General features: G+C 44.0%; 13 protein-coding genes. 12 read left to right on the top strand and 1 reads right to left on the bottom strand.

Going from position 1 to position 19,243, the window contains the following annotated elements:
- Positions 1-135: 135 nt before the first annotated feature.
- Positions 136-1,185, bottom strand: a complete 1,050-nt coding sequence (locus IRJ18_RS09705) for a LacI family DNA-binding transcriptional regulator (RefSeq protein WP_194105979.1) — start codon at positions 1,183-1,185, stop codon at positions 136-138.
- 293 nt (positions 1,186-1,478) lie between these two features.
- On the opposite strand from IRJ18_RS09705, the gene IRJ18_RS09700 reads away from it, so the two are divergent.
- From IRJ18_RS09700 to IRJ18_RS09645, 12 genes are all read left to right on the top strand, one after another.
- A complete protein-coding gene (locus tag IRJ18_RS09700) occupies positions 1,479-4,751 on the top strand; it encodes a SusC/RagA family TonB-linked outer membrane protein (RefSeq protein WP_194105978.1) in 3,273 nt (1,090 codons plus the stop codon).
- Positions 4,752-4,768: 17 nt separating this feature from the next.
- Complete coding sequence (locus IRJ18_RS09695) at positions 4,769-6,625, top strand: RagB/SusD family nutrient uptake outer membrane protein (RefSeq protein ID WP_228072686.1); 1,857 nt, start codon at positions 4,769-4,771, stop codon at positions 6,623-6,625.
- A gap of 129 nt (positions 6,626-6,754) precedes the next feature.
- Positions 6,755-7,534, top strand: coding sequence for a rhamnogalacturonan acetylesterase (locus tag IRJ18_RS09690; protein WP_194105977.1), 780 nt, complete (start codon positions 6,755-6,757; stop codon positions 7,532-7,534).
- Between the two features lie 3 nt (positions 7,535-7,537).
- On the top strand, positions 7,538-8,329 hold the full coding sequence (locus IRJ18_RS09685; protein WP_194105976.1) for a rhamnogalacturonan acetylesterase: 792 nt from the start codon (positions 7,538-7,540) through the stop codon (positions 8,327-8,329).
- Entirely contained in the window at positions 8,326-9,276 is a 951-nt protein-coding gene (locus IRJ18_RS09680) for a pectinesterase family protein (RefSeq protein ID WP_194105975.1), read from the top strand. The genes IRJ18_RS09685 and IRJ18_RS09680 overlap by 4 nt, the downstream gene beginning before the upstream one ends.
- A gap of 3 nt (positions 9,277-9,279) precedes the next feature.
- Positions 9,280-10,248, top strand: a complete 969-nt coding sequence (locus IRJ18_RS09675; RefSeq protein ID WP_194105974.1) for a pectinesterase family protein — start codon at positions 9,280-9,282, stop codon at positions 10,246-10,248.
- The gene (locus tag IRJ18_RS09670) at positions 10,248-11,192 is read left to right on the top strand and encodes an alpha/beta hydrolase (RefSeq protein WP_228072684.1); all 945 of its coding nucleotides are present in this window, start codon (positions 10,248-10,250) and stop codon (positions 11,190-11,192) included. The genes IRJ18_RS09675 and IRJ18_RS09670 overlap by 1 nt, the downstream gene beginning before the upstream one ends.
- Before the next feature lie 16 nt (positions 11,193-11,208).
- On the top strand, positions 11,209-12,867 hold the full coding sequence (locus IRJ18_RS09665) for a glycoside hydrolase family 28 protein (RefSeq protein WP_194105973.1): 1,659 nt from the start codon (positions 11,209-11,211) through the stop codon (positions 12,865-12,867).
- 5 nt (positions 12,868-12,872) lie between these two features.
- A complete protein-coding gene (locus IRJ18_RS09660; protein WP_194105972.1) occupies positions 12,873-13,880 on the top strand; it encodes a pectinesterase family protein in 1,008 nt (335 codons plus the stop codon).
- Position 13,881: 1 nt separating this feature from the next.
- Positions 13,882-15,528 carry a glycoside hydrolase family 43 protein gene (locus IRJ18_RS09655; protein WP_194105971.1) on the top strand — a complete coding sequence of 549 codons (1,647 nt, stop codon included), beginning with the start codon at positions 13,882-13,884 and terminating at the stop codon, positions 15,526-15,528.
- Positions 15,529-15,716: 188 nt separating this feature from the next.
- Positions 15,717-17,687, top strand: a complete 1,971-nt coding sequence (locus IRJ18_RS09650) for a glycoside hydrolase family 88 protein (RefSeq protein WP_228072682.1) — start codon at positions 15,717-15,719, stop codon at positions 17,685-17,687.
- A gap of 46 nt (positions 17,688-17,733) precedes the next feature.
- Positions 17,734-19,236, top strand: a complete 1,503-nt coding sequence (locus tag IRJ18_RS09645) for a tagaturonate reductase (RefSeq protein ID WP_194105970.1) — start codon at positions 17,734-17,736, stop codon at positions 19,234-19,236.
- Positions 19,237-19,243: the final 7 nt, after the last annotated feature.

Genomic DNA, 19,243 nt, shown 5'->3' with positions numbered 1-19,243 from the left:
TGCGATTGTCGGGCGGATACACTATCACTATTCCGTGAATATCAAGGCAAGTTTAAGAAATTTTTTTGTAAAGCAGGTTTCGATATTGCTAAAACACCGGCCTTAAATTATTTAAGCGGGTTTTTACAAAATAAATTACGACTTAATGCTGTCCTTAGCTGTTTTTTTGCTTGATGCACGCGATATTAATTGTGTTTCCAGCGTTTCAGTAACAAATTCGGTCACCGGACGCTTACTTTCAATTAAGTTTATTAACATTTCCGTTGCTATTTGGCCAATTTGGAAGGCTGGTTGGCGAACCACTGTTAATGGCGGATCAAATAACTCGGCAACATCGCTATTGGTAAAGCCGGCAATGGCAATATCTTCAGGGACACGCAAACCCAGTTTCTTTAAGATGTAAAGACAATTGGTAGTTAACCGGTCGCTGGTAACAAATATGGCTTCGGGCTTGTCGTTCAGGTTCAGCAGTTCCTGTAGGGTGGTTTCCACTTCATGCTGTATCATACCCCCATGGTTGCAATGCTTCAAATATTCAGGGTTGAACGGAATATTATGTTTTTCAAGCGCGGCTTTATACCCATTCAGCCGTTCTTTGCTTATCAGTAGGTTATATGAATTGGTTAAATGGGCTATCTTTTTGAACCCTGTGTTTATTAATAGTTCCGTAGCTTCAAAAGCGCCTTTAAAATTATCTACAGTAACCTTGTGTGTTTCAATATTAGGGGCAACCCGGTCAAAAAATACAATAGGGAAGCCTTTATCGTGCAAGTACTGATAATGGCTCAGATCCACAGTCTCGGCAGATAGTGAAACCAGCAATCCATCCACATGGCGCGATATTAAGTGCTGCACGTTGGCTGTTTCCCGGGCGTATGATTCATGCGTTTGAGTAATGATAACATGGTAGCCGCGGTTATAAGCAATTGATTCGATACCGTTAATAGCCTGCGAGAAATAATTATTAGCCACCTCGGCCACTACTACGCCAATGGAATGACTTTTCTGCTCTTTTAAACTAAGCGCGATGGGGTTGGGGCGATAGTTTATTTTTTCGGCATATTCCAGCACCAGCTTTTTAGTTTCGGCGCCAATTTCGTAGCTGCCATTTAAAGCCCTTGATACCGTGGATGTTGATAATCCAAGCGCTTTAGCAATGTCTTTTATAGTATAAGATTCAAACATGTACCCCGCTAAATTAGTGTTTTATTAATTATAATCCTGTCTTAATTTTTACGCAAACGTTTCCGGGAACGATTGCACGGATTTAATCGGCAATATCCTTTTTTTATTTACTGCTTGTCCTTAACCTTGTCTTATTAAATCGGTTGTCAGCGTAGGTTGCAATCGATATCAAACCAATTTATAACAATTTATTAAAAAGATTTTTTGCGGTGCTAAAACAAGCTTTTAACGGCGTGTTGCGGCTGATGTTGTATTCAATTTAACCAGGGATAATTATAAACCAAATCCAAACTATGAATAAATTTCTACTACAATTTTGCCTGTTGCTTTTCCTGTGCGGAACGGCATTTGCGCAAACCCGTCAGGTAACCGGCCAGGTTACAGAAAAAGGCGGCAAAGACCCGATACCGGCCGTAACGGTATTGGTTAAAGGGAACAAGGGGGGCACACAAACCGACCTGAACGGTAACTTTAAACTAAGCGTGCCTGCTGGCGCGGTTACTTTAGTGTTCCGTTCGGTAGGTTATAAAACCACTGAGGTTGCGGTGCCTGCCAGCCAATCAAGCGTAACAGTTTCACTTGATGCCGATGCTACCCAGCTTAACGAGGTGGTAGCTATTGGTTATGGTACAGTAAAAAGAGGAGACCTTGCCGGTTCGGTAACTTCTGTATCTGCTAAAGATTTAAAGGATAACCCAAGCAATTCGCTTGCCGAAGCACTTGAAGGTAAACTGGCCGGCGTACAGATCACTACCTCGCAGGGTGCGCCGGGATCGGATGCGGACATTAATATTCGCGGACGTAACTCTATAACCCAAAGTGGTTCACCTTTATTTATTGTAGATGGTGTACAGGTTGAAAATGCGCTGAATGTTTTAGCACCGCAGGATATTGCTACTGTAGACGTATTAAAAGACGCGGCTTCAACCGCGATATATGGTGCGCGTGGTTCAAACGGTGTAGTATTAATTACCACTAAAGGCGGTAAAAATACAAATGGCAAATTCAACGTATCGTACAATGTTAATGTTGGTATCCAAAAATTGGCTAAAGAATTGGAAGTAATGAACCCTTACGATTTTGTAGAGTATCAATATGAGCGTTTCCGTTTAACAGGTGACTCTGCATCATTGAGCCGCTTTACACGTTTGGGCAGTAACTTTGATACCATTAAAAATTACCGTAACGTGCCGTTTGTTGATTGGCAGCAAACTATGTTTGGCCGTAAAGCTGTACAGCAAACGCACAACCTAAGTGTATCAGGTGGTACCGATAAAACTCAATATAACCTTAGCCTGACTGAGGATGCTCAACAAGGTATATTAATAGGTTCTGATTACAACAGGCAGGTGTTAAACTTCCGTTTAGATCAAACTATATCCGATAGGTTAAGGGTAGGGTTTAACGTACGTTATAATAATCGCACTGTAAATGGTGCGGGCACGTCAGATGTAGGCGGCTCAGGTTCAAATAACCTGCGTCAAATCGTGCGTTACACACCATTCCTGCAACCAGGTAAAGCCCTTGATGACTACGATGCGTTCCAAACGCTTACATTAAACCCGGGTAACGGCTTGGCTTTAACAAATCCGCTGGCTTTAATCCCGGCTATTTACCGTAAAAATTCGTCAAATGTTTTAAATTTGAACGGTAATGTTACTTACAGCATTGTAAAAAACCTGTCTTTAAAATCGTTAATTTCATACGATGTTAGCAACACACAGATCAAAGCGTTTGATGATACCATTACTTCAAATGCCAGGGCATACAATACCTTGCCTGTTTTAAGTGTTAATAACGGCCAGGCTATCACCATTAATAACTCAAATACACTTAATTATACTAATGCCGCGTTCCTTAAATCAAAAGGTTCATTAAACTTTTTAATAGGCGAGGAAACTTATCAAACAGATACAAAAGCTAACTATTTAGAATTAAGGTATTTCCCTGCAGGTATTACCGTTGACCAGGCTTTTGCAAATTTCAACCTTGCAGCAGCACCAGCAGGTGCAACAGAACCTGCACCTACCTCATCTGAAGTTCTGGTACACAATCTGTCTCTTTTCTCGAGGTTAAATTTTACATGGGACAATAAATATATTCTGTCAGGTACAATACGTGCAGACGGCAGTTCGATATTTGGCCCGGCTAAAAAATGGGGTTATTTCCCATCAGGATCATTTGCCTGGAAAGTTAACGAAGAGAAATTCATGAAAGGCCAGGATATCTTCTCTGAATTGAAATTGAGGGTAAGCTATGGTACAGCGGGTAATAACCGTATTACTCCGTTCTCATACTTACAAACATTATCAACAGGTAAGCCATATTATTTAAATGATGTATTGGTAGGTGGTGTAGGTCCAAGTAACTTATTGGGTAACCCGTTATTGCAGTGGGAAACTTTAATATCTAAAAACTTAGGTATTGATATGGGCTTTTTGCATGGCCGTATTCAGGCATCGGTTGATGTTTATGATAATGTAACCAGTAAATTATTGATCAGCAATAAAATCCCAACCAATGCTGGCGAAACAGACCAGTTCCAAAACGTAGGTTCGACAGAAAACAAAGGTTTGGAAATCCAAATTAGCGCAAATGTGTTGAGGACAAAGAAATTCAATTGGAATGCAAACTGGAACATTTCGTTTAACCGTAATAAAATTAAAAGCCTGGGCGCTCAACAGTCATTCACCCAAAACTCTGGTTGGTTTAGCTCGAGCAACGCCAATGCCGACTATTTAGTAAAAGTTGGTGAAGAGGTAGGTACCATGTATGGCCTGGTGAACGATGGCTATTATAAAACATCAGATTTTAATACAACCGCTTACACAAATGCAAGTTTGCCATTTGCCACTACACAATATACTTTAAAAGCAGGTGTACCATCCAGCCTTACGCTGGCACAGCCCGGAAGTATGAAATTTATTGACCAAAACGGTGACGGCAAAATTGATGCGAACGATTACGTAGTTATCGGCCATGCTTTACCACGGTTTATAGGTGGTTTGAACCAGCAATTCAGCTATGGTAACTTTGATATGAGCGTAACCCTGAACTATTCATACGGTGGTAAAGTGTTCAACGACAACAAAATGGAGTTCACCAGCGGTTACTCTAACGGCGCTAACTTGTTGGCGATATTTAACGACAGATGGCATTACGCTAACCCGGTTACAGGTGCACGTACGCAGGCAACTGTTGGTACAACTGTAGTAGGTGCCGCACCCGACGTGTTGGATGCTATTAATCCCAATCCTAAATACTGGTACCCTGGTACTGGTGTTGAATATAACCAGCCTCAATCTTTTGCTGTAGAGAATTCTTCGTATCTTAGGTTGAACACCCTGACAATAGGCTATACCTTGCCAAAAAGCGTTTTGAGCAAGCTGAAAATAAACAATTTAAGAGTATATGCTACAGGCAGCAATATCGCTACTATAACAGGTTATTCAGGCTATGATCCGGAAGTTAATGTAAGACGTCAGTCACCATTAACGCCTAATGTGGATTATTCAGCTTATCCTAAAAGCCGTACCTATTTCTTAGGTCTTAATGTTACATTTTAACAATAAAGTATATTAAAATGAAAAATTTGAAAATAACAACAAAAAGGATGTTGCTGGCTATGGTGATAGTAGCCATTGGTTTCACATCCTGTAAGAAATACCTTTCACCCGAACCACTTTCGTCATTTGATAATAGCCTGGTGTTTGGCAATAGCGTTTTCTTTGCTAAAAGCGCTGTAATTGGGGCCTATAACAATCTTGCCGGCGATTATGGCTATGGTATCCGTATTAGCATGTACTATCCGTACGACAGCGATGAAATGATGGGTGCAGGTGGTACTACTGATGATGGCGAACGCCGTAATATTGCCCGTTATTATTTGTTCTCATCAAATACGCAATTGGCACCTGTTTATAATCAGTCCTATTCAGGTATTGAACGTTCTAATATCTGTATTGATAATATTCCCAAAATGGCCCTTTATACTACTGGCACAACACAGGTGAAAGGCGAATTACGCAGATTATATGGTGAGGCGTTAACATTACGTGCCCAGTATTATTTTGAATTGGTACGGAACTTTGGCGATGTGCCAGAACAACGTGTTCCATCAGCACAACTACCTAATTTGTTTTTACCAAAAACAGATAGGGATACGATTTATAATCACATTTTGGCCGATCTTTTACAAGCGGAAAGCTTATTACCATGGCGCACTGAAGTAGCATCACTGGGCGACCAGCCTGATGAGCGTATTACTAAAGGTACTGCTAAAGGTTTAAGGGCTCGTATTGCAATGTTCCGTGGCGGTTATTCACTGCGCCGTGCATCTGGCATAATGGAACGCCGTGCTGATTATAAAACCTACTATCAAATCGCTTTACAGGAGTGTCAGGAATTAATGGCACGTCGCGATCAGCATACACTAAATCCAAGCTATAAATCGGTTTGGAAAGATTATGTATGCGGCCATAACGCTAACGACCCAAGCGGCGAGCTGATGTTTCAGGTAGCCATGGGCGGACAAACAGCATCGACTGATAGTAAATTAGGCACTTATAACGGTACAAAATTTGGTACTGTTGGCGGTGGTGCGTTAACCATTTTGCCTACCTATTTTTACATGTTCGATTCAACGGATGTGCGCCGCGATGTGGTTGCTGTCCCGTACGAAACCAATACGGATTTGGTAACCCGTAAAGGCCACGCAATTAATGCAATTGTTGATGGTAAATGGCGCAAAGAGTGGTTAAGCAATCCGGCTTTCACTCCGGGTTCGTCAGCCGCTAACCTTGGTTTAAACTGGGTTATCCAACGTTTTTCAGACATCCTGTTGATGTATGCTGAAGCTGATAACGAATTGAACAACGGCCCTTCCGCTTCAGACATTGCCGCTGTTAAAGAAGTAAGTCAGCGTGGGCACGGCGGCAACGCCGCTTTGGTACCAACTATACCAACTGATAAAGACGGTTTCTTCAAGTTCATCGTTCGCGAGCGCATGCTTGAATTTGGCAGTGAAGCTGTACGTAAATATGATTTGATCCGCTGGAACCTGTTAACCGCGGCTATTAATGAAACTAAGGCTAACCTGGCTAACATGGGTACTGCAACTCCAATTGCTATTACCCCGCCAAGCTATATGGCGCCGCCACCGGCTTATTGCCTGGTTAATACTTTGCCTAAGTTTATGTATTCAATCAATACATCAACTGCCGACGATTCAAAAATATTCCTGAACTCGTTATATAAACCAGCACCAACAGCCACACCTACGGGTACAACCAAGCTAAACTGGTTAGGGGCCTCGGCTATAAATTCTACATTCACAACGGTGTTTGCTTATGCATATAAACCAAACCATAGTGAATTATTGCCTTTGGCAAATGCTACTTTATCTGCTAATTCTGCCCTTACACAGGATTATGGTTACTAAATAATAATTGGTAAAAAGGCCGCCAATTGGCGGCCTTTTTTTTGATATCATGACAGCTTAGGAAAGCAAGCAACCATATATATCCTACATTAGTAGCATGGTTTTTGCCAACTATACAAATTACCAAAAATGAAGAAGCGCCTATATAAAAACAAAATTCTATACAGCTTTTTAACTATAACTACTGTAGTGTTTTTTGCATTTACACAACAACCAAAACACATCACTATTTACCTTGCGGGAGATTCAACCATGGCTGATAAAGCCGTAAATACTTACCCTGAAACAGGTTGGGGGATGCCCTTTAAAGTTTTTTGGGACTCAACAGTTACGGTGGCCAATATTGCGAAGAATGGGCGCAGCACCAAAAGTTTTATTACGGAGGGTTTGTGGCAATCGATTGTTGATAAGTTGAAACCAGGCGATTACGTACTGATCCAGTTTGGCCATAACGATGAAGTACCGACCAAAAAAACCGCTACTACTGAGGTGCAGTTCCACGATAATTTGGTGCGTTACGTAACCGAAACACGTGCAAAACAAGGTAACCCGGTGCTAATCACCCCTGTGGCCCGCCGCAAATTTGATGCAAATGGGAAAATACAAGGCACGCACGATGTTTATGCCGAAATAGTGCGCAAAGTTGCTGCCGAACAAAATGTACCCCTGATAGACCTTGACCGTGAAAGCCAGGCTTTACTGCAAAAAATGGGACCTGATAATTCAAAAATGCTTTATAACTATTTAGATAAAGGCGAAAACCCTAATTATCCGGATGGCCGTGCCGATGATACGCACTTCAGCGAATTAGGCGCGCGCAAAATGGCCGAAATAGTTTTAGCTGATATTAAACATCTGAAGCTTGATTTGGCCAACCGTATTTATGTTTCACACTTAGGCGTTAAATAAAGAATGAAAAAGAGGCTGTCCTGGTGCATTGTCATTGTTTTTTCGTTGGTGCTGATGTCGTTTATGCAGCAACCCAAACCTATTAAGGTTTATATGATAGGCGATTCCACCATGAGTTTGTATAACCAGCATCAATTCCCGATAAATGGCTGGGGGATGCCTTTTGCCAATTATTTTGATAATGGGGTTACTATTGTTAACCGCGCCCGCCCAGGCCGCAGCACCCGTACTTTTTTAGCAGAGAACCGCTGGAAGCCTATTGCTGATAGTTTACAAGCCGGCGATTACGTGCTGATCCAATTCGGCCATAATGATGAAGGCGACTCTGTGAAATATAAAGACCGTTTTACCCCGGTGCCCGATTTTAAAAAGAACCTCATCAAATTTATTACTGAAACTAAGGCTAAAAATGCCAACCCTATACTAATTACCCCGGTTAGTCGCCGCATGTTTGATAAAGACAACAAAGCCAAAGAAACACATGTGGAGTACTCAAAAGCGGTATTTGAAATTGGTAATGAATACAAAGTGCCGGTAATTGACCTGGACAAAAAAAGTCGTGAACTGATACAGCAATTAGGCCCCGAGCAATCTAAACTGTTATTTATGCAGCTGGATTCCGCCGAACATCCAAACTATCCGGTGGGCCGCCTGGATAACACCCATTTTAACGATTATGGCGCCCGCAAAATAGCCGAACTGGTATTGAATGAGTTAAAGGCGCAGAACAACCCGTTGGCAGCGCACATTGTTGTCGGGACAAATAAATCTAACGTAGCACCTGCCGCAAAATGAAGCATTTAATTGCCATAGCATTTTTATTGATCGCGTTTGGCGCAACTGCGCAAAAACGTATTGTAGTAGCGCAGGATGGCAGCGGCGATTTCAAAACTGTGCAGGCTGCCATTAATTCGGTACCTGATAGTTCGAATAAAACAACTGAGATATTTATCAAAAAAGGCACTTATAAAGAGCACATCATTGTTCCTATAAACAAAATGCACGTGACGCTGATAGGCGAAGATGCTAAACAAACCGTGCTTACTTATGATAACTACGCCGGTAAACTGGACAGCACCGGCAAGGCTTTTGGTACCTCGCGCTCGGCAAGTTTTTATGTGTATGGCGCATATTTTACAGCTAAGAATATTACGTTCCAAAATTCATCAGGCCCGGTAGGTCAGGCGCTGGCAATTTATGTGGCCGGCGATAAGGCTGCATTCTTTAATTGCCTTTTCCTGGGTTTTCAGGATACGATCTATACACATGGTTTAGGCAGTCACCAGTACTATAGCAAATGTTATATTGAGGGTACGGTCGATTTTATTTTTGGTGCGGCAACAGCTTTGTTCGATGATTGCGATATCTATTGCAAACAACATGGTGCTTATATCACGGCGGCATCTACTTTAGATACTACCAAATATGGCTACGTATTGATGCATTGCAATATCACAGGCAACGCACCTGAACATTCCTTCGCATTGGGCAGGCCGTGGCGGCCGCATGCCAAAGTGGTATACCTGTATTGCAAGCTGGGCGATATAATCAGCGATGCCGGCTGGGATAATTGGCGCAATCCCGAGAATGAAAAAACGGCTTACTATGCCGAATACAAAAGTAGCGGCCCCGGTTATCAACCTGATAAACGGGCGGCCTGGTCACACCAACTAACCGACGATGAGGCTAAAATTTATACTAAGAAATTGATCCTTAATGGGTGGGATCCTAAAATGCCGTAAATAATGAAAAGGATATTAATTATTTGCTTGTTATTTATTACCGCTACAGTCTTTGGTCAAACTAAAAAGATAACCGTAGCGCAGGACGGCAGCGGCGATTTCCAAACCGTGCAGGAGGCTTTCAATGCTGTTCCGCTGAATAACAAAAAACCGGTAGAAATATTCGTAAAGAAAGGCATCTACAAAGAACGCCTGGTGCTTGATTCCACTAAGAATTTTGTGACCCTGGTTGGTGAAGATAAGGACAATACGATATTAACCTATAACAACCACGCCGGCATGACATCGCCGGATGGCAAACCTATCAGTACGCCAAGCTCGGCCTCGTTTTTTATTTACGCGGGTGATTTTAAAGCTAAGAACATTACTTTTCAGAACGACGCCGGTTTCACTGCCGGGCAGGCAGTAGCCGTTTTTGCCTGGGGCGATAAATTGATATTTGACAATTGCCGTTTTGTGGGTTTCCAGGATGTGTTGTATACGTCAGGGCCTAAAAGCAGGCAGTATTATCACAAATGCTATATCGAAGGCACTACCGATTTTATCTTTGGGCCATCAACTTGTGTATTTAAAGATTGCCTGATCCACAGTAAAAAGAACTCGCACGTAACAGCAGCCGGAACCACGCAGGATAGCAAATTCGGCTATGTGTTTTTCGATTGCAAATTGACCGGTGATACATCGCTGCATAATGTTTCTTTAGGTCGCCCATGGCGCCCGTATGCCGCGGTGGCTTATATCCGCTGCGAGATTGGCCCGCACATTAAACCCGAGGGTTGGAGCAACTGGAACCAAACTGAAAGTTATAAAACCGCACGTTATAGCGAATATAAGGATACCGGCCCCGGCGCTAATCCTGCAACGCGGGTAAGCTGGGCACATCAGCTAACAGATGATGAGGTGAAAGCCTATACCATCAAAAATATATTAGGCGGAGCGGATAACTGGGACCCGGTAAAAGCAAATAAATAATGAAAGGTTGGGTGATTAACATATCGCTTTGTTTGTTCCTGCTGTTTAGCGGGGTAGCTGCCTTCGCGCAGGATTTTATTCCGATATGGCCTAAAAATCACATTCCTAATTCAAAACACCTTAAACTGAAAGACAGTATTGCTAACGAGCGTATTTATCGCGTAATGCTGCCCGGTATGTATGCTTACTTCCCTGGCAAACAGGAAAACAAAGGCGCGGCGGTAGTGATATGCCCCGGTGGCGGTTACGAACGCTTAGCCTACATTATTAGCGGTACACAACTGGCGAAATGGTTTAATACGATGGGAGTAAATGCCTTTGTACTGAACTATCGTCTGCCTAACTCGCCCGATCTGGTACAACGCGAATTAGGGCCGCTACAGGATGTCCAGCGCGCTATCAAATATATCCGCGCCAATGCCAAACAGTGGGGGATAGATACGGCTAAAATTGGCATTATGGGTTCATCGGCAGGCGGGCACCTGGCGGCGCTGAGTGGCACGTTTAACAATGATGTTGCTATGATAAAAGACAGCCTGGACAATGTATCTTACAAGCCTAATTTTATGATACTGGTTTCGCCAGTGATTGATATGAGCACAAGCATTGCCCATGCTACCAGCCGCAAAAATTATTTAGGGCCTGATGCTCCAGAGGAACTGGCGAAGAAGTTTTCGCCGCAATTATTGGTAACGCCTACCACGCCGCCCTGCTTTATAGCCGACGCGGTGAACGACCCTACAGTAAATCCAATGAACAGCCTGCTGTTTTACCAGGCCTTGCTGCAAAATAAAGTATCGGCAAGTTTTCATGCTTTCCCGCAAGGCAAGCACGCTATAGCGGTAAGAAATAACCCCGGATCAACCGCCTTATGGACATCCCTTTGCGAGGCGTGGCTTAACGAAATGGGTTTTATAAAAGATATTGTACCTGAAAAAAAATAATATGCAATTACCAACTATGAATATCAAAAAGAACATCTGCATTGCCTTATTATTAGGCGCGTATGGATTTAGCGCTTCGGCGCAGCAAAAAGAATACTCGTGGACTAACCTGCCTAAGATAGCCCAGCCGGTATTTAAAAAAGATACTGTTAACATTTTAAAGTATGGCGCTAAGCCTGACGGTATGACGCTGAATACCAAAAGCATTAACGCGGCCATCAGCGCTTGCAGCGCTAAAGGTGGTGGCGTGGTACTCATTCCGCAAGGCTTATGGCTAACCGGGCCTATTGTGCTGAAAAGTAATGTAAACCTGCATGTAAGCCGCGCGGCGTTATTGCAATTTACAAATGATAAAAGCCAGTACCCACTGGTTGAGGGTAACTACGAAGGGCACCCTTCGCCGCGTAACCAGTCGCCTATATCGGGCACTAATTTGGTAAACATCGGCATTACCGGTGATGGGATTATCGACGGTGCGGGCGGTGTTTGGCGCGCCATTGGCAAAGAGCGTTTAAGCGAAGCTGAATGGAAAATGCTGGTAGCCTCAGGCGGTAAAGTAAGCGAAAATGGTAAAACCTGGTACCCATCAGATAGCTATCTAAAAGGCATGAACGAGAAGGAAGCCATTTACCTGAAACCCGGCAAATCGCTAAAAGATTATGAGGATATGAAGGATTTCTTCCGCCCGAACATGGTGGTGCTGACTAACTGTAAAAAGGTGCTATTGCAAAACGTAACCGTGCAAAACTCGCCGGCCTGGTGCCTGCACCCGCTTTTGTGTGAAGATTTGACCCTGCGCAACGTACGTGTACGCAATCCATGGAACGCGCAAAATGGCGATGCTATAGATATAGAATCATGCCGTAACGTACTGCTGGAAGGCAATACGTTCGATGCGGGTGACGATGGTATCTGTATTAAATCCGGTCGCGATGAGGAAGGCCGTAAACGCGGCAAACCAACCGAGAACGTGATTGCGCGTAATAACGTAGTTTACCGTGCACATGGCGGCTTTGTAATTGGCAGCGAAATGAGCGGTGGCGCCCGAAATATCTTCGTTACCGATTGTACTTTCATTGGTACCGATATCGGTCTGCGTTTTAAAACAACCCGTGGCCGTGGCGGCGTGGTAGAGAAGATCTACGTGAAGAACATCAGCATGAAAGATATTATCGGCAGTGCTATTTTGTTTGATATGTACTACGGCGGTAAATCTGTACTGGATGGCGAGGGCAATAAGGTAGCTAATACCAAAACTTACACTGCTGATATTACTACCCCGCAATTCAAAGATTTTTATGTGAGTAACGTAGTTTGTGACGGTGCCGCCAGCGGTTTATTGATCCGTGGTTTACCTGAATTAGCTATTAAAGGCATCCACTTGGAAAACATCGTGCTGAAGACAACCAAAGGCGCTGATATATCTGAAGCCAGCAATGTTACCTTAAAAAATGTATACCTGGAATGTACCGATACCAAACCTGTAGTAACTATTGAAAATAGCAGTGATATTAAATTGGACGGTTTGAAGTACACCAATAATGCCGATGTATTATTCAGCGTAACAGGCGACAGGTCAAAAAATATCAGTGTTATTAATACTGATACCTCTAAAGCAAAAGAGAAAGTAACATTTAAAGCCGGCGCTGATAGTAAAGCTATTACCATAAAGTAATTGTTATGAAAAGATTGGGGCTCTTATTGATGATGTTTGCTGTTGGCTTAGCCGCCAATGCACAGCCCATCAGCAAAATATATAAAAAGATCACCGTTGCCCAGGATGGCAGCGGTGATTTTAAAACCATCCAGGAAGCGGTAAACAACGTGCGCGACCTGGGGGCTGAGCAAGTGCCTATTTATATCAAAAAAGGCGTTTATCACGAAAAGCTGGTTATCCCATCGTGGAAAACACACATTTCGCTGATTGGCGAGGATAAGGAAAATACCATCATCACCAACGATGATTTTTCGGGAAAATTAGTTCCGGGTGGTAAAGATGCCTTTGGCCGCGATAAAATGTCAACTTATACCTCGTACACCGTATTGGTGCAAGGCGATAACTTCCGGGCTGAAAACCTGACCATTGCCAATACCGCGGGCAGGGTAGGCCAGGCGGTGGCTTTGCATGTGGAAGGTGACCGTTGCGTAGTGAAAAATTGCCGCATATTGGGTAACCAGGATACGTTATACACCGCAACCGGCAGCTCACGCGAGTTATACCAGGATTGCTATATTGAGGGCACTACCGATTTCCTTTTCGGTGAAGCTACCGTAGTTTTCCAGCGCTGCACTATTAAAAGCCTGGTTAATTCCTACATCACCGCGGCAGCTACCACACCCTTACAAAAATATGGTTACGTACTACTGGATTGCAAACTGATAGCCGATACATCGGTACATAAAGAATATTTAGGGCGGCCGTGGCGATCGTACGCTAAAACGGTTTATATCCGTACAGAAATGGGCAATCATATTATCCCTGAAGGCTGGAACCCTTGGAAAGGCGACGCCATGTTCCCTGATAAGGAAAAAACAGCTTACTATGCGGAATACGGGAGCACCGGGCCGGGAGCTAATCCTAAAGCGCGGGTAGCTTGGTCGCACCAGCTGACGCCTAAACAGGCAAATAAATACACTATAAAAAACATCCTGGGCGGTAAAGACAATTGGAACCCGGAAGCTAAATAACATGAAGTATTCAATCGCTATAATTGCCTTATTTACTACTGTTTACGCGGCAGAAGCACAGGTGAGACTTGCTGCAAAAAGCAATTATATATCAAAAGTTTGGGTAGCCGATCAGGGTAATGGGACGTATAAAAACCCAGTGCTGAACGCCGATTACTCCGATCCGGACGCTGTACGTGTTGGTGACGATTTTTACCTCGTATCATCAAGCTTTGAAGATATTCCCGGCTTGCCTATCCTGCATTCTAAAGATTTGGTGAACTGGTCGATAGTTGGTCACGCGTTGCTGCGCCAGCCGCCATTCGAACATTTTGATACCCCGCGCCATGGCGATGGTGTTTGGGCGCCGGCCATCAGGTTTTACAAAGGCGAGTTTTATATCTATTATCCAGATCCCGACTATGGCATCTATCTAACCAAAGCTAAAAACCCCGCCGGGCCATGGAGCGCGCCGGTAATGGTTTATGCCGGTAAAGGTTTGATAGACCCTTGTCCGCTGATTGACGATGACGGCCAGATGTACCTTGTACATGCCTTTGCAGGCAGCCGCGCAGGTATTAAAAGCGTTATAGCTGTGAATAAACTGAATGCCGAAGGTACCAAAGTAACCGATGCCGGGGTATTGGTTTACGACGGTCACGACTTAGACCCCACTATTGAAGGGCCTAAGTTTTACAAACGCAATGGCTATTACTACATATTTGCCCCTGCGGGCGGTGTGCCTACAGGCTGGCAGTTAGTACTAAGGTCGAAAAATATTTACGGTCCATACGAACGTAAGGTGGTAATGGACCAGGGTAAAAGCGCTACCAACGGCCCGCACCAGGGTGCCTGGGTGAATACCCAAACCGGCGAGGACTGGTTCCTGCATTTCCAGGACAAGGGCCCGTATGGCAGGGTGGTGCACTTACAGCCTATGCAATGGAAAGATAACTGGCCGGTAATAGGCACAGATAAAGACGGCGATGGTAAAGGCGAACCGGTATCGGTATATAAAAAACCAAATGTGGGCAAGGTTTATCCCATAGAAACACCAGCGGAAAGCGATGAATTTAACGGCAACACCTTAGGCCTGCAATGGCAATGGATGGCTAACCAGCAGGCTACTTGGAGCTATTTAAACCCGGCAAAAGGTTCGTTAAGGCTATATTCGGATAAACTACCGGAAACAGCTAAAAACTTATGGGGTGCATCCAACGTGCTGCTGCAAAAATTCCCAGCTGATGAATTTACCGCGACAAGCAAACTAACCTTTACGCCAAATGCTAAGCTGGAAAATGAAAAGGCCGGGCTAACGGTGATGGGCTTTAGCTATGCCAACCTTGCCGTGAAAAGTAAAAAAGATGGGCTGTACTTAGTCTACACGGCTTGTAAAGATGCGGATAAAGGAAAAAGCGAAGAGGAGAAAACAATAAGTAAACTGGATAATCCGACCGTTTATCTGCGGGTAAAAATAAGTACCGGCGCTAAATGCGACTTTAGTTATAGTTTGGATGGTAAAAGCTTTACCAGCGCAGGCAATACATTCCAGGCTGAAGTTGGGCGCTGGATAGGGGCTAAAGTTGGATTGTTTTGCACGCGCGAAAGCCAGACTAATGATTCGGGTTATGCAGACGTAGACTGGTTTAGGGTAACGAAAAATGAGTAACGTTCAGGATACAGCAGGACGGTTACATTAAGGATAAATTGAACCTTTGAAGTACATTAAACCGTGGAATGAATTTTTCGGTAACGTTGCCGGGAACGATTGCACATTTATTTACCGGCAAAACCTAAAGTAAGCCTGAAAAAACGTTTAAAATTGCGTTAAAAATGGCGTTTTGAACACCAATTATAATGAAAAAATTAAAGCGCAGAAGGAGTTCTGCGCTGAATAAAAATATCGGGACAAGAAATAAGATGAAAAAACTATTGTTGATTGGCTTGCTGATGATGGCCGCGTTTAGCGCGGTACAGGCACAAGAGAAACCATACTCGCAACGCATGGCGGCAACCGCTATGAAGTTATGGAGCGATACCGCCGCCAACGCCCGCTGGACATACGAGCGCGGTGTAATTTTAGACGGCCTGGAAAGCCTTTGGCAGCAAACTGGCAACGGCGATTATTTCAGATACATTCAGCATACGGTTGATAGGTTTGTAGGCGCTGATGGCACTGTAGGCGGTGGTTACAAAGCCGATGTTTATACACTGGATAACCTGCTGATGGGCCGCAGTGTACTAACCATGTACAAGGTGCTGGGTTCCGATAAATATTATAAGGCTGCCAACCTATTGCGTGCGCAACTGAAAGACCAGCCCCGCACGGCTTCAGGTGGTTTTTGGCATAAGAAGATCTATGTTGACCAAATGTGGCTGGATGGCCTGTATATGGGCGATACTTTTTACTCGCGTTATGCATCCACCATGGGCGAAACTGCCGATTTTGATGATATCGCGAAGCAGTTTATCTTGATGGAGAAAAGCGCCCGCGACCCAAAAACGGGGTTGATCTATCACGGATGGGACGAGAGCCGCAAACAAAAATGGGCCGACCCCAAGACCGGCTTGTCGCCAAACTTTTGGGGCAGGGCCATGGGCTGGTACGGTATGGCACTGGTAGACGCGCTGGATGATTTCCCCAAGAACCATCCGCAACGTGCTGAGATCATAGCCATCCTTAACCGTTATGTAGCCGCAGTACAAAAATATCAGGATGCAAGATCGGGCACATGGTGGCAGATTTTGGATAAGCCGAATGCCGAAGGCAATTACCTGGAATCGTCCGTATCCTGTATGTTTGTGTACACACTGGCTAAAGCCGTGCGCGAAGGTTATATCCCTGCCAGCTATCAAACGGTAGCCGAAAAAGGGTATAAGGGTATCTTGAAAGAGTTTATCGCTACCGATGCCGATGGCCAGATCAACTTAACCAAAACCGTAAGCGTGGGTGGTTTAGGCGGTAACCCATATCGTGATGGCAGCTATAAATACTACCTGAGCGAAAAGGTAGTGACCAACGATATGAAAGGCGTGGGCTCGTTCATTTTAGCCGCGGTGGAAATGGAGCGATTAGCCAACCTATCAGCCGCTAAAGGCAAAACGGTGTTACTGGATAGCTATTTTAATAACGAGCACCTGAAAAATAAAGTAACAGGTAAAACTGAATCGTTCCATTATAAATGGGAGGAAATGGACAATAACGGCTTCTCTATTTTCGGTCATGTGTTTAATAACTACGGTTTCAATACCCAAACGTTATATGACGCCCCTAACGCTAATAACCTGAAAAAAGCATCCGTATACATCATTGTCGATCCCGATATCCCCAAGGAAAACCCGGATACCAAATACATTGAAGAACCGCATATAAAAGCCATCAGCGATTGGGTTAAAGAAGGCGGTGTACTGTTGGTGTTTAACAACGATACCGGCAACGCGGAATTTACCCACCTGAATAAGCTGATGGGGAAATTTGGTATCACCTTCAATTTAGATAGCCGCAACCATGTAACCACGCCGCATTTTGAAACCGGGGCTATTAACATCCCTGCGGGTAATGCCATTTTTAAAACAGCTAAGAAAATCTATATTAAAGAGATCAGCACCTTTAAGGTTACCACGCCGGCTGTATCGGCACTGACGGACAAGGGTGATATTGTGATCACTACCGCCAAATATGGTAAAGGGACTGTGTTTGCCGTTGGCGACCCATGGTTCTATAATGAATATACCGACGGAAGGAAATTACCGGCTGACTACGATAACTATAAAGCCGCGGAAGATCTGGTGAAATGGGTAACAAAACAAATTGCCGCTAAGAAATAATAAATATTAAGGTTTGGGACAAAAGCCCTGATAATTTAAACTGAACATGATTTTATCGAAATATAATTTAAAGAAAATTAACGTACCGGGATTGGTTGTACCAGACGAAGCGTTATTTAACCTGCCTGAAAAGGTGCTGCAATTTGGCACCGGCGTATTGCTGCGCGGCCTGCCCGATTACTTTATTGATAAAGCCAACCGCAATGGTTTGTTTAATGGCCGGGTAGTAGTGGTTAAATCGACCGATACAGGTTCAGCAGATGAGTTTGATAAACAGGACGGCCTATATTCTTTATATATTAAAGGCATCGAAGACGGTAGGGAAGTGAACGAGCAGATTGTTTGTTCGGCCATCAGTCGTGTATTATCTGCGGGTAAGGATTGGGAAGCGATACTGAAGGTAGCGCACAGTCCGCATTTACAGGTAGTAATATCAAATACAACCGAAGTGGGCATCCAATTGGTGCAGGACGACATCCGCAAGCACCCGCCGGTATCTTTCCCCGGTAAATTATTAGCCGTGTTGTACGAGCGTTATAAAGCTTTTAATGGCAGCGATAAATGCGGATTGGTAATTGTACCGACTGAATTGATCGTTGATAACGGCAAGAAGCTGGAATCGATTATCCTGGAATTGGCTCACCTGAATAAACTTGAGCCTGCATTTATGGATTGGCTAGAGGGCTGTAACCACTTCTGCAATTCGCTGGTAGATAGGATAGTACCCGGCAAACCCGATGCGGCAACCAATAGTGCAATAACAAAGGAGTGCGGTTACGAGGATGACCTGCGTACGGTATCGGAAGTATATAGTTTATGGGCCATAGAAGGTGATGAGAAGGTAGCATCGGTATTAACCTTTGCCCAGGCAGATAAGGGCGTGGTAATAACTTCGGATATTGAAAAATTCAGGGAACTGAAGCTGCGTTTGCTAAATGCCACGCATACTCTAAGCTGCGCCATCGCTTTCCTTTCAGGGTTTAAGACTGTAAAGCTGGCTATGGATAACGAGGCGTTCTCTCAATTTATTCTGCAGCTGATGCGTACGGATATTGCCCCGGCTATACCGTATAAAGTAACTACCGAAGAAACAGACGACTTTACCTACAAAGTGCTGGACAGGTTCCGTAACCCGAATATCGAGCACCAGTGGATCAGCATTTCGGCACAATATTCATCAAAAATTAAAATGCGGGTACTGCCTTTGCTGTTAAATCACTACAAACAAACGCAATCGGTACCCGAATTTATTGCTTTAGGTTTCGCGGCATTCATCAGGTTTATGAAAGTTAATAAAATTGATGGTAGATTTGCAGGCGAGATTGACGGTGTTGAATACCCGGTAACGGATACCCAGGCTGATATTTTTTACAAAGCCTGGACAAAAGCCGATGCGGAACAGGTGGTTAAAAACGTTTTAAGTAACAAAACACTGTGGGATACCGATCTTACACAGTTACCGGGCTTTGCGGCAGCGGTTACCGCCCAATTAGCGGCAATTATGCATAACGGCGCATTGGAAGTTTTAGAAACAGGAGCAAAAGTTTAACTAAATA

The sequence above is a fragment of the Mucilaginibacter boryungensis genome, assembly GCF_015221995.1.
Lineage (GTDB): Bacteria > Bacteroidota > Bacteroidia > Sphingobacteriales > Sphingobacteriaceae > Mucilaginibacter > Mucilaginibacter boryungensis.
Note: the sequence above shows the minus strand (reverse complement) of the source record. Positions and strands in the feature narration are given on the sequence as shown.

Bases quoted from the DNA above. Each gene is read 5' to 3' on its own strand.
- IRJ18_RS09705 (WP_194105979.1), bottom strand. From the start codon at position 1,185: ATGTTTGAATCTTATACTATAAAAGACATTGCTAAAGCGCTTGGATTA.
- IRJ18_RS09700 (WP_194105978.1), top strand. From the start codon at position 1,479: ATGAATAAATTTCTACTACAATTTTGCCTGTTGCTTTTCCTGTGCGGA.
- IRJ18_RS09695 (WP_228072686.1), top strand. From the start codon at position 4,769: ATGAAAAATTTGAAAATAACAACAAAAAGGATGTTGCTGGCTATGGTG.
- IRJ18_RS09690 (WP_194105977.1), top strand. From the start codon at position 6,755: ATGAAGAAGCGCCTATATAAAAACAAAATTCTATACAGCTTTTTAACT.
- IRJ18_RS09685 (WP_194105976.1), top strand. From the start codon at position 7,538: ATGAAAAAGAGGCTGTCCTGGTGCATTGTCATTGTTTTTTCGTTGGTG.
- IRJ18_RS09680 (WP_194105975.1), top strand. From the start codon at position 8,326: ATGAAGCATTTAATTGCCATAGCATTTTTATTGATCGCGTTTGGCGCA.
- IRJ18_RS09675 (WP_194105974.1), top strand. From the start codon at position 9,280: ATGAAAAGGATATTAATTATTTGCTTGTTATTTATTACCGCTACAGTC.
- IRJ18_RS09670 (WP_228072684.1), top strand. From the start codon at position 10,248: ATGAAAGGTTGGGTGATTAACATATCGCTTTGTTTGTTCCTGCTGTTT.
- IRJ18_RS09665 (WP_194105973.1), top strand. From the start codon at position 11,209: ATGAATATCAAAAAGAACATCTGCATTGCCTTATTATTAGGCGCGTAT.
- IRJ18_RS09660 (WP_194105972.1), top strand. From the start codon at position 12,873: ATGAAAAGATTGGGGCTCTTATTGATGATGTTTGCTGTTGGCTTAGCC.
- IRJ18_RS09655 (WP_194105971.1), top strand. From the start codon at position 13,882: ATGAAGTATTCAATCGCTATAATTGCCTTATTTACTACTGTTTACGCG.
- IRJ18_RS09650 (WP_228072682.1), top strand. From the start codon at position 15,717: ATGAAAAAATTAAAGCGCAGAAGGAGTTCTGCGCTGAATAAAAATATC.
- IRJ18_RS09645 (WP_194105970.1), top strand. From the start codon at position 17,734: ATGATTTTATCGAAATATAATTTAAAGAAAATTAACGTACCGGGATTG.